General features: G+C 59.3%; 9 protein-coding genes. 7 read left to right on the top strand and 2 right to left on the bottom strand.

Going from position 1 to position 11,910, the window contains the following annotated elements; all coding sequences use genetic code 11:
- Positions 1-3: 3 nt before the first annotated feature.
- The 7 genes from AB4Y35_RS10925 to AB4Y35_RS10895 all read left to right on the top strand — a co-directional run bounded on the left by AB4Y35_RS10925 (position 4) and on the right by AB4Y35_RS10895 (position 9,395).
- Positions 4-2,307, top strand: coding sequence for a condensation domain-containing protein (locus AB4Y35_RS10925; protein WP_368704390.1), 2,304 nt, complete (start codon positions 4-6; stop codon positions 2,305-2,307).
- A gap of 31 nt (positions 2,308-2,338) precedes the next feature.
- Entirely contained in the window at positions 2,339-3,484 is a 1,146-nt protein-coding gene (locus AB4Y35_RS10920; protein WP_133188916.1) for an SGNH/GDSL hydrolase family protein, read from the top strand.
- Between the two features lie 115 nt (positions 3,485-3,599).
- Positions 3,600-4,586, top strand: a complete 987-nt coding sequence (locus AB4Y35_RS10915; RefSeq protein WP_133188918.1) for a cupin-like domain-containing protein — start codon at positions 3,600-3,602, stop codon at positions 4,584-4,586.
- 59 nt (positions 4,587-4,645) lie between these two features.
- Complete coding sequence (locus tag AB4Y35_RS10910; protein ID WP_368704389.1) at positions 4,646-5,728, top strand: glycosyltransferase family 2 protein; 1,083 nt, start codon at positions 4,646-4,648, stop codon at positions 5,726-5,728.
- Positions 5,721-6,179 carry a GtrA family protein gene (locus AB4Y35_RS10905; protein WP_368704388.1) on the top strand — a complete coding sequence of 153 codons (459 nt, stop codon included), beginning with the start codon at positions 5,721-5,723 and terminating at the stop codon, positions 6,177-6,179. Before AB4Y35_RS10910 ends, AB4Y35_RS10905 begins: the two co-directional genes overlap by 8 nt.
- A gap of 424 nt (positions 6,180-6,603) precedes the next feature.
- Positions 6,604-8,391 (top strand): hypothetical protein, encoded by a 1,788-nt coding sequence (locus tag AB4Y35_RS10900; RefSeq protein WP_368704387.1) that lies wholly within the window; start codon positions 6,604-6,606, stop codon positions 8,389-8,391.
- Positions 8,392-8,480: 89 nt separating this feature from the next.
- Positions 8,481-9,395: a transcriptional regulator gene (locus AB4Y35_RS10895; RefSeq protein ID WP_133188926.1), complete on the top strand. Its 915-nt coding sequence runs from the start codon at positions 8,481-8,483 to the stop codon at positions 9,393-9,395.
- 120 nt (positions 9,396-9,515) lie between these two features.
- Here the strand turns inward: AB4Y35_RS10895 and AB4Y35_RS10890 are convergent, their stop codons facing one another.
- Both AB4Y35_RS10890 and AB4Y35_RS10885 read right to left on the bottom strand, forming a co-directional pair.
- Positions 9,516-10,592 carry a glycosyltransferase gene (locus AB4Y35_RS10890; RefSeq protein ID WP_368704386.1) on the bottom strand — a complete coding sequence of 359 codons (1,077 nt, stop codon included), beginning with the start codon at positions 10,590-10,592 and terminating at the stop codon, positions 9,516-9,518.
- A gap of 34 nt (positions 10,593-10,626) precedes the next feature.
- A complete protein-coding gene (locus AB4Y35_RS10885) occupies positions 10,627-11,733 on the bottom strand; it encodes a glycosyltransferase family 4 protein (RefSeq protein WP_368704385.1) in 1,107 nt (368 codons plus the stop codon).
- Between the last annotated feature and the right edge of the window lie 177 nt (positions 11,734-11,910).

The following is an 11,910-nucleotide window of genomic DNA, read 5'->3' as shown; positions in this document are numbered from 1 at the left end:
GCGATGAATTCGATAGCCTTGAATATCGCACCTGTGCAGGAGGTCGAGGCGGGCCACGCCCTCTTCCCGGCGACCGCCTGCCAGGTACGCTACTGGCACGAGCAGAAGGCGTCGCCTAAGGCCTCCGCGCTCAACATCGCCTTCCGGCTGCAATTGTCGGGGCCGCTTACCGCCGCGAGCATCGAACAGGTGCTCAGCGAACTGGTAGTACGGCACGAGATCTTGCGCACCGGCTTCCTGATGACGGGTGCGGGGCTGCGCCAGCAGGTCTGGAGCCGCGCCCCGTTCCGGCTCGAGGTAGTGGATCTCGGCGGTCTGGACGAACAGGCCGCGCTGGCCGAGGCTCAGCGCGTGGGGCAAGAGCAGGCACGCACGCCTTTCGACCTGTCGTCGGCGTCCTTCTTCCGGGCCGTGTGGTTGCCAAGGTCGAGCACGCAAGGCGAGTTGCAGCTGACGTTCCATTCGCTCGTGATGGACGGCTGGTCCTTCGCGATCCTCGTGCGCGAACTCGTGGAAGGACTCGCGGCGTTGCACGCGGGCCATGAACCCGAGTACGCGGATGTCGACCTGCACCATGGCGATTACGCACTATGGAAGGGTGAGTTCCTGGCCAGTGCGGCGATCGATCGCGCTCGCGTCCATTGGCGTCAGGAGCTTAAAGGGTTCAGCCGCTTCGACGTAAAGGGCGACCGCCCCCGGCCGCCGGAGCGGCGCTTCCAGGGCGTCATTCGCTCGATTCTGTTGCCGGGCGAGATGAGCGAGCGTCTGATCGCGGCAGCCAAGGCGCAAGGCGTGACGCTCTTCAGCGTGGCGGCTGCGGGCCTCGCGATGTCGCTGCAAAAGACGACTGGGCAGCCCAAAGTCGCCATGGGCACGCAGATGTCGGTGCGCGATCAGCAGGAACTCGAAGGTGTAATCGGGCCGCTCATCAACACGGTGATCTTGCGCCTCGATGTGACCCAGGGCAGTACGCTTGCCGATGTCACCGCACAGTGTGGCGCCAAGCTCAGCGACGCTATCGAGCATCTGCACGTGCCGTTCGAAGAGATGATGGAGATGGCCGGCGAAGTGTCGGATATGAACCGGCCGCCGCTATGCTCGGTCAACTTCGCTTTGCAGCAAAGCTTCGTCGGCATGGGCGACGAGGTCCGCCGCCAGGATTTCGCCGCGACGACTTCGCCCTCCTTCAACGCGGGCGCGCTCTACGACCTCAACTTCTTCATGGTGCGGCGCCCAGAAGGCTGGCGCATCTCCTGTGAGGGCGACACGGACCTCTACGACATCGAGACGATCGACCGGCATCTGGCTGAATGGCGCGAGGTGCTGGAAGCCGCCGAAGTCATGCCGCAGCGAGCGCTCGCGCCCGCCGCCGGAAACGACACGGCGCAAGTCGCGGGCGGCGTGGGCGTCAGCGGTTTTATGAGCCGTGCGGAGCTGGAGGCGAAAGCGCACAACGTCGTGCGCTTCAACGAGGAGGGTTCGCAAACGCCCGTCATCGTGCTCAACAACATCGCGGTCTTGTATGAACTGGCCAAACAGGTTGGCGACGTGCGGCCCATCGTCGACGTTCCCATGGTGCCGAAGACGCCTCAGCCCAACTTCCCGTTGCGCGCTTTCGAGGATCTCGCCGCGGACGCCGTGCGACTCATCAGACTGATCCAGCCAAGCGGCCCTTATATTCTCATGGGCTACTGTGTGCTGGGCGCGATGGCGCTGGAGGCGGCTCACCAGTTGCGCCGCGAAGGCGAAACGGTGGAGCTCGTCGTCCTCACCGACTCCTGGTGCCCGGGGTATCGGGAAACGATGCCCTGGTACGATCGCCTGTTGCGCAAAGTCCAGGTGCGCATGGACGACATCCCGCGCGACTACCGCCTTGCGAAGCGTGGCGAGATGTCCATGATTGCGTTCCTCCAGCAGTTTCGGACCGTTCGCTGGCTTCGTCTGACGCAGCTTGCGGTGAAGTTCGGCTTCCTGAAGAACGACAGCGCGAACAACATGATCGACGACAACCTCTGGTATGGCCGCAATATCGGCTATCTGCGCGAGCAGCAGGTGCGATATCGTCCGAAGACCTACGACGGCAATGTCCAGATCTTCCGCAGCGGTCAGGTGCTTAAGGGCCGCCTGTTTGCGCACGACATGGGCTGGGGTGAAGTGATCAGCGGCAAACTGGTCGTCACCGAGGTTCCTGGCATGCACAACCAGATGTTCCGCGCGGCCGGCGCGGCGGTCATGGGCAAGCAACTACTCGACCGCTTTGCCGAAACCGCGCACGACGAACAGGAAAACGCCCTTGAAGGGCCATGATCTCGGTGCGCCACGATAGGGTAAATGGCCTATGTCCCGTTCGCGTAGGGTGTTGCTGGTCGCGCTTTTCGGCGCACTGTCCGTCACCGGCCTTTTTGTCAGACTAGCCGTTCCCGGTCTGTTTCGCCGTGTGCCGGTCGCCGTCGCCAACGCGTCGGAGCCGCCATCGGGAAGGGTGCGCCTCGCCGTGCTTGGCGACTCCAATAGCCAGTCCTACCACGACACTCTCATGTTGGGAGATCCGCGCGCGCGAGGGGGCAAGTGGCGCGCGACCACCTGGCAGTGGACCGAGGTGCTTGCCCAGTTGCGGGGAGACCAGATCGACCAGGGCAAATGGGGCGCGTGGGGAACCGGGAAGTATCGGGCCATCGCCAGCGAAGCTTTGGGTGCGCTCGCCCGCACGCCCCCTAAACAGGACTACCGCTATAACTTCGCGGTTAGCGGCGCGACCTGCAGCCAGTTGATGGGGCAATCGCAGCGCCAGGCGATCCGTCTCGTCGATTTGATGGACACAGAACCACAAGCCTGGCGAGGCGGCATCGTGTTCATCCGGATCGGTGACAACGATCTCAGCAGCCACGAGCTATTTGATGAGATGTCACGCGATCCATCTGCATCGCACCCCGCGGCCGTGATCGACGCTTGCATCAAGTCAATTGGCGAAGCCGTCGCGCTGATCCGCAAATATCACCCGGATACCTATGTCGTTCTCTCGACTGCGGCCAGCGGCGCGGATTGGCCGGGCGAGTTCGAAAGCTGGCAATCCGCAAGAGAGATAGCCAATATCGACGCCGGTATAGATCGCTTCAACAATGGCTTGCGCGCGCTCGCCGCAGCAGATCGCCATGTCTATGTTCTCGAAGATGAAGCGTGGTTCAGAAGCATGTGGGGCCAGCGCGACGATCAAGGGCGTCCAAATTACAAGACGGTTCATCTCTCGCCTGGCTGGTCCATCACCAATACGTCCGGCGACGATCCGCACAATGTCTTCCTTTCAGACAGCCATGCCGGCGTAGTCTGGAACACGCTCTGGACCCAGTTCTTTGTCACTTCACTGAACGCCGCTTTCGGGCTGCACATCAAACCGATCACGGACGCCGAGGTCGTCGATTTTCTCAGGCCAAGCTTCAGAGCCGCCGACACAACTTCGGTGACCAGGCAGGAAGCTGTCAACTAGACCGCACATCCCGGGTAAACGCCAAAACCGGCTTGGATGTTCGTCAACGCACATCTGGCCCACGGGCGCGATAGTAGCCTGCAAGCAATATCCCTCTAACCTGCAAAGGTGTGCCATGTCTGTGACTAGCAATGGTGCGGCGTTGGCCGATGCATCCCCCCAGCTCACCTCAGACGGAAAATTCCTGCACGCTTGCAATCAGGAATTCAAAAACAACTTCAATCTGCATCCGTTCAAATTCAATCATCTGTTGCATGAGAGCGGCTTGTTCGAGATCCCAAGGATCGAGGAGGTCGCCCTGCGGATGCTTGAAAAGAATGGCAACGTCCGCGCGATCAACTTCAAGAATAGTTCGCTGGAAGCCAGGTTCAGCGCCATGCCGCATAGCACGCGGCTGAAAGAGGCGTTTGCGAGCGTTCACGAAAACGACTCATGGATCAAGCTGACTCAGGCACACCTTTACGACGCGGACTACGCCCATGTCCTTGAGTCGATTACGGCCGAGCTCGAGGAGTTGTCCGGTTACCCGCTGCGCAGCGACATCACCCTGGTGACGATGACATTGCTGGTCTCGTCGCCGAATATCTCGACGCCCTTCCACATCGATCACGAAACCAACTTCCTCTTCCAGTTGCAGGGCTCGAAAGACGTATGCCTCTTCCCGGCTACCGATCGCGAGCTGGTGCCTGACCAGGAAGTGGAGCGCTACTACGCGGGCAACTTCGAGGCCGCGCGTTATCGTCGTCAACTGCAGAGTCGCGGCACGATCTTCCGGCTCAACCCGGGTGAAGTGGTGCATCACCCCTCATTGGCGCCGCATTGGGTCAAGAACGACGACAACATTTCGGTGAGTATCAGCATCAACTACTGCATGAGGTCGCTCGAGCAGCGCGCGCGGGTTTATCAGGCTAACTACGTTCTGCGCATGATGGGGCTGAAGCCGTTGCCACCCGGTGTTTCGCCATTGCGTGACAGCTTGAAAAGAAAAGTCATCTCGACGCTCGAACATCGCCATCCCAAAACATTTGCGGAAGTCGTTCACTCGCCGGTGACCCGATTGAAGTCCCCGCTGAATGCGGTTCGGCGTCTGGTCAAACGCTGAACGCCTGCGATGAAATCGTTACGCCAGTCGGACAACCGCGGCATCTGCGCGAGGTAATCATGGACTATATCGGCCGCCCTCACTTTCTGGCTCCGGAGCCTCTCCTGAGGGAAGCGTCAACCTCGCCGGCAGGCGCGCGCGAGACGACTGCGCGGTCCAATCCTGCGCTTGCGGAGGCTCCCTCGGTTAGCGAGCCCTGCCTGTTGTCGCTCGTCGTACCGTTCTATAACGAGGAGGAGATGATCGGCGCGTTCTTCAGCACGGTCATTCCTGTACTCGAATCGATAGACGGAACCGAGTTTGAAATCGTCTGCGTGAATGACGGCAGCCGCGATGACACGCTGCGCATGCTGATCGGCATGTCGAAGGAAGACAGCCGCATCCGTGTCATCGACCTGACGCGCAACTTCGGCAAGGAGGCCGCGCTTTCGGCAGGGCTCGACGAAGCGCGCGGCGCCATTGTGATTCCTTTCGACGCGGATTTGCAGGACCCGCCGAAAATCATTCCGCTATTGGTCGAGAAATGGCGCGAAGGCCACGACGTCGTCGTTGCCAAACGTGTGAGCCGGCTGACGGATTCCTTCCTCAAGCGCCAGACCGCGGCAATCTTTTATCGCATACACAACGCGATGTGCGACACGAAGATCCCGGAGAACGTGGGTGACTTCCGTTTGATCACGAGGGAGGTCGTGGACGCCCTTAAACAGCTCCCCGAGACGCGGCGCTTCATGAAGGGCCTGTTTGCCTGGGTCGGCTACCGGACCGCAATCGTCGAGTATGTGCGCGAGCCTCGCCTCGCAGGCAGGTCGAAGTTTTCGGGTTGGAAACTGTGGAACTTCGCGCTGGAGGGCTTCACGAGTTTCAGTACGCTGCCGCTCCGCGTATGGACTTACGTCGGCAGCTTCGTGGCATGTATCGCGATTATGTATGCATCGTTTCTCATTGTGCGAACCTTGATTCAAGGGGTCGCCGTACCTGGCTACGCGTCATTGATCTCGGCCGTGCTCCTGCTCGGCGGGGTTCAGTTGATCGGCATAGGCGTACTTGGCGAATACATCGGCCGCATCTACTACGAATCGAAGAATCGGCCGGTTTATCTGATCCGCCGCCGCTATCAATCTGCGGGCACGAGCGATGCCTGATCTGCGCGCGGCAAGAAGGTTTGTGGTCTATGCGGGCGTCGGTGCGATCGGCACCGTCGCACAGTATGCGATTTTGATTGCGATGGTCCACTCCGGTCTTGCCTCCCCGGCGGTCAGTTCCATGGCCGGGGCGACCGTCGGCGCGATCGTCAACTACAGCCTCAACCGCCAGATCACGTTCCGAAGCAAGAGCAATCCCCTGTCGACCGCACCGAAGTTCGCCATCATCGCCTTGCTCGGCGTATTGATGAACGGTGTGTGCATGAAGTTCTTCGTCACCAGTCTTGGTTTGAACTATCTCATTGCGCAGCTGGTTACGACTGCCCTTGTTCTCGGCTTGACCTATCTGCTCAACTCGGCGTGGACGTTCAACGAAAAGGGGCGCTTTTCCGGCGCGGCCTCCAGTGCGTCGAATCAGGTCCCGACGGCAGGCGACGCACCGCCGCCCTGAACGCCACTCCCCTTTCGGCGAACCTGGGAATCTTGTCTGTGCGCACGCATATGCCGATGAATCCGCCTCGCTCGATCGAAAGCCGCGTTGCCCAACGCACAGAGAGGTTCGATTCCACCGGCTAAATTCATCGCGTGACTTGCCTACACGAACGTAAGCGAGATGCCCTGCTGTCATATGACGGCCGGGGCGACATCGAGCGATGAACGAGGCGTGCAGAAACACGCCATCGTTTCCGAGAATTCGCCACATTGTGCTGGATCGTTCCAGACCGTAGCGGCGTTTGCGTCCGACAAGGCGGATATCGGCCCGTGCTCACACCTCGATTGATATTGGGCGTTAATAGCTCATTTTGCTGATTGGACCACTGGGCGGTTGACTCCCTTATCTATTGATCTTCTAGCTGCAGGCGTGGAGGTGCTACATGACAATAAAGTGGTCACGGGGGAATGTGCATTTGATCCTGTCCTGGATCGTCGTCGGCATACTCGGTATCGTCGAAGGCCTCTACGGTCGGACACAATATTATGGCGACTGGATCTCCTATCTCAATGTCAGCTGGGCCGTCACGCACCTCGACTGGCGCGAAATATTCAACCCGTTCTGGAATCCCGGCTATCCCGCATTGGTTGCCGGCGCCCGGGCGTTGGCCGCCCCCACGCCGGACGGCGAGTGGTATGCCATAACGGCAATCAACTGGGTAATCTATCTCGTTGCTTATGCCGCCTGGCGCGGACTGATCCGCAGTGCGCTCGCGCTGTATTGGCCTGGTTCGCTTGCGCTGAGCAAGCACCCGTTCACCGTCTGGATTGGGGTTTGCGTTTTTCTTGGCGCCTGCCTCGCGCTTGATTCCGTTTCAGCCGCGTGCCCGGACTTGCTTGTCACCACCGGCTTCCTCCTGGCTTCCGGCCTGCTTCTCTCCCTGATTCGTCGCAAAGACCTGCTGACTGCGACTTTGCTTGGTCTGGTTCTGGGTCTAGGCGTTTGGGTAAAGGGGGTATTCACTCCATTTGCCTGCCTGTTCGTGTTGACGCTTTTCATCTATTGCTGCACGAGGGGCGGCCTGTGGAAATCGCTCGGTGCGGTAGCGGGAACCTTCGGTGTTTTTTTTGCGGTCTACATCGCCGGGATTTCCTGGTCCTATGGGGAATTCACGCTTGGCGCCTCAGGTGCCCTGAATGTCCCCTGGCACGTAAACGAGCTTCCTCACCTGACCAATTGGCAAGGCGGACCGGCGCAGTTCGGCCGGCCAATCCATCCGACCAGTCAACTGGTAGCGGGCTTGCCGGTGTTCGGCTTTGGTACGCCTTTCCACACGACGTACCCACCCTATAACGACGTCGCATATTGGTACAAAGGCTTTAAGACGTTCTTCAGTTTGAAGATGCAATTGATAGCAATGGGCCGGTCGCTGTGGAGCTTGCAGCAGATACTCAAGCAACATCCAACGGTGCTTTCGCTCGCCGCAGCGCTCTTGTTTATCGTTGCCAGACGGTCATGGCGAGCATCGCTCCTCAAGACAATCATCCGCGTTTGGCCATTGCTGCTGCCAACCGTCGGAGGTTTCGCCACCTATTTTATTGTTCACGTTGAAGATCGTTATCTCAGTGCGTTCGTTTTGGTTATTGCGCTTCTGACATGGGCGCCATTGCTCGACGCAACCCTCCAATCGCGCCGCCTGCTCGCCACAGCGCTCGTCATCATCTATGGCGCAGGCGCGCTCGGTGAGCTTGCCATGACCGACGGGCCTTCGTTCGTGGCGGCGGTTAATCGATCGGACTTTCACGACGACCCGAAATGGCGGATTGCTGACGCTCTCACGGCCTCCGGGTTGCAGCCGGGGGATCCGGTCGCCGTGATACGGGATAGCTATCCCACTGTCAGAGTCAGCTGGGCCTATGTCTCACGCTTGCGCATCGTCGCCGAGTTCGGCGGTCTGCCGTACCGTATCGAGCCGCAGGACCGTAACCGCCTCGATCGCAAAGACGAAGTCCTCTGGCCGAATTTTAGTGAAACATTCTGGACGAAGCTTACGGCGCAACAGCGTGAAGAGATCATGCAAGCGTTCCATCAAACCGGAGCGCGAGCGGTCGTGTCCCTCGCAATGCCGAATATTGAGCCCGGTCCTGGCTGGGTAGCCCTGAAGGGAACGCCCGCGTGGCTTTACAAGTTCGACGATGTGGCCAATAAACCCACGGTCGCAAGTAATTAGTTATCCGTCGTTTTCACGTCCCACGCAATTGGGTTCCCAGGTGCCAAAGGGTATTGCTTATCCCTCATTAGACTAAGAGGAGCGATCACATGGAGACTACCGCCGTCCCCCCCGTTCTCGAAGCGACATTGCCTGACAAATGGATCGACGCGGATTCCTCGGTGTTTCGGGAGAATTTCGAGCGGAAGAGCTTCGACGTCTCCCACCATCTGGCGTCCCATCCGCTCTTTCAGCTTCCTCAATTGATGGAATTGGCGGAGCGAACCCTGAAAACGCGCCCAGATGACCTCTATTTCGACATGGGTGACGTCGCGCCCGGTCAGAAATGGAAAGATACGAATCGTGCGTTCTCGCCGCTCAATGCGTTAAAGCAGCTGGAAGACTCCAACGCCTGGTTCATTTTCAGAGGCCCGCAACAAGATCCAGCCTACGCCGAGCTGTACAGGCATGCGATGGCGGAGATCAAGGGTATGGTTGGCGGTGACATCGAATCGCAGATCAAGCGCGAAGACCTGATCATTTTCGTGACGTCACCGAAGCGGGTGACGGCGTATCACATCGATCGGGAATGCAATTTCATCCTTCAAATCCACGGTCAAAAGGATTTGTACGTCTTTGATCGCGAAGACCGGCAGGTGCTTCCCGAAGAGGAACTCGAGCGATTCTGGACGATCGACCACAACGCGCCGAACTATCGACCCGAGTTGCAGGACAGGGCGAAGACGTACAAACTGGCCCCCGGCAACGGCGTTCACGTTCCTGTCAATTGCCCCCATTGGTTGAAGAACGGCGACAATATCTCGGTGACGTTGAGCGTAAATTTTCAGTTTCTCAACACGCTGCGCGCGGATGTCTATCGGGCCAACTATTACCTGCGCAAGCTTGGTCTCAACCCCACTCCGCCCGGACGAAGCGGCGTGCGGGATCGCGCCAAGGCCGCGGCTTTCTCGGCGGTGAATACCGCCCGCCGCGTTGCGAAGTCGGCCCTGCAAGGAAGCGACTAGTCTTACGTGTTGCCGTGGCCCGCCCCGGCTCGCCGGGGCGGGCCTTGTTGTTGCACGCACACTGCTGCCCACGGACCCCGCACTGCCCCCTTGCAATTGGGTCCAGCACGATCCCGCGAATCAACCGACCTTTTCAACCAGTGCTCTCCAGCTAGCGAGTATCGGTTCGCGCGCAAAAAGCTCGAGATGCGCGCGCGCCTCCGAAATCCGCCGACCACGCTCCTCGTCCGGCATTTCGGCTAGCGAACGCATACCGAACGCGATCGATTCGCGAGCAAGCGGATCGGCGCACAGCATCGCGCCGCCGCCAACTTCCGTCAAAATGCTCCCACGGGAAACGAGGCATGGTAAATCGTGCTCTATCGCCTCGATCACCGGCATTCCGAATCCTTCCAGCAGACTCATCAGCACGAAGCCGGATGCGTTGCGATAAAGCCAACGAAGTTCTTCATCTTTCGTATAACCCGGCATCACGACACCCGGAGATTGCCTGGCAAGTTCAATAGCGACGTCGGCGCCGGACTCGCGCCCTCCGACAAGGACATACTGCCAGCCTTTCTCCACGAGCCCGCTTGCCGAAAACGCCTCGATACAACGAGCCTGGTTCTTCCGATCGCCGATACTCCCCACCGTCAGCAGAAAGCGGCGCGAAACGCCTTCCACCGGACGCCCCTCTCCTTTCTTGACTCCCAAACGGGTTGGAATATAGATGACGTTCGACGAGGCAAAGTCATTGCCGTACAGCGCGTGAAATTCCCGCTGCGAAGTCTTGCTGACGAAGACCATATGGGGCTTCATTCGCCGGATCTCGTCATAAGCCCGAACGTACAGTTCATTGACACCCGGTGCGAAGTATTCTGGATGGGTGATCGGACCCACATCGTGGCACAGCACAATGTCTCGCGCTTCCAGGCGATGGCGCACGACGCTCAGTGGATCGAGATGCAGCGTAGGGCGTGGATCGCGAATGACCGGCAAGAGTGAAACGAGCCGCGACCTGTTGACCCGTGCAATGGTTTCCTTGTGGGTCAGGCGGCCCACGATCCGGCGCATCAGATCACTATGGGGAAATTCGTGAAATCGGCCGTAGTGGACCCTCGTCACCCTGGTGCCGAGCGTTGAAATGATGTCCTTCCCCAGAAAGAGCTTGCCGGTTCGATCATTGAGCGCCAATGAGAAGTCGACATCAATAGACATTACGTGCCCCCAACATCGCTTTTCTATAAGGAATTCAGCCACTCACGGCCTTCACGGTCTCGAAGATGCTGCGCGCCGCCTGTCTCCAGGTGAAGCCACCAGCCTGCCGGCGTCCGGCGGATATCAGTGACTGCCGCACGGACTCATCGTTGAGTACGGTCAAAATATGCATTCGCCAGGCGTCCGCGTCGAACGGATCAGCATAAAGCACCGCCTTGCCACAAACTTCCGGAAGCGCGCCAAACGGTGCAGCGACGACCGGGCAACCCAGCACCATTGCCTCCAGCGGAGGCAGACCAAACCCTTCTGTAAGCGAGGGAAAGGCGAGTGCGCCGGCGTGGGTCATCAGCCCAACGAGCTCGGCATCGCTAATGCGGCCGGTAAATCGCACGTTGGGAGGCACGACATGCCCGAGACTTTCGAAGTCGGCCTGGCTCGCACTGCCGAACAGCACGAGTTCGACGTCGCTCAGCTGTGCGCCTGCGAAGGCCTTGAGCAAAATGCCGACGTTCTTGTGTTTCTGGGTGTTCGCGAGTGCGAGTACATAGCGCCGCGGCTTCAGGCTCAACGCCGCGAGTTGTCGCGCGTCCGGCTGGACCTGCAGAACATGGTCGCAGCCGTTATGCACGACGACAATCTTGTCCGCGTTTGCAATGCCATAACGCACCAGCTCGGCTTTAGAGAACTCGGATACGGTAAAGATGATCTTGTGACGTTTGCCGATAAAAAAGTAGAGCGATTTGTACCAAAGCCGGAAAGGAAGCGAATAGGATTCTGGGGCCGAATATACCTGTGCATCGTGGATCATCGTCGCCGAATCCCGATGAAGCAAAGGCCCGAGATTGCACAGATTAAGAATGAAGTCCCTTCTGCGAGCCAGGGGAAGATAGCATTGCTCCCACGCGATCCGGTGAATCTTGCGAACCCAGCGACTCTCGCGAACGCACGAAATGTTCCGGTAACGCGGAATCTCGACGCGGTCTCTGACTACGAGGGCGCAATCGACGCCGCTGCCGGCTTGCGCCGCAATCAGCGCATCGGTCGCAGCGACGAGTTGCTCGGCAACCTTGTGCACGCCCGTCGGCGCTGCCCCGAAGAACTTGCCATTGAACGCTATCGTCTTCGACGCGATCGTTTTCATAACCCCCCTCCACGTTCAAGCGTCAATTCTCTTCAGTCAATGGCCCGGCAATCGATCAGATGGCAGCTCAAGCGGCCGCAACGATAGCCCAGAGGTTTCGAGCAAGATTCGCGCTACGCGATTTCCGTCCTTCCGCAGGCCAGTGCCGCTTTCTCCGACGGGTATGCTATCGACCCA

This window comes from Paraburkholderia sp. EG286A, assembly GCF_040965375.1.
Classification (GTDB): domain Bacteria; phylum Pseudomonadota; class Gammaproteobacteria; order Burkholderiales; family Burkholderiaceae; genus Paraburkholderia.
This window is presented reverse-complemented; position numbering and strand designations above follow the sequence as displayed.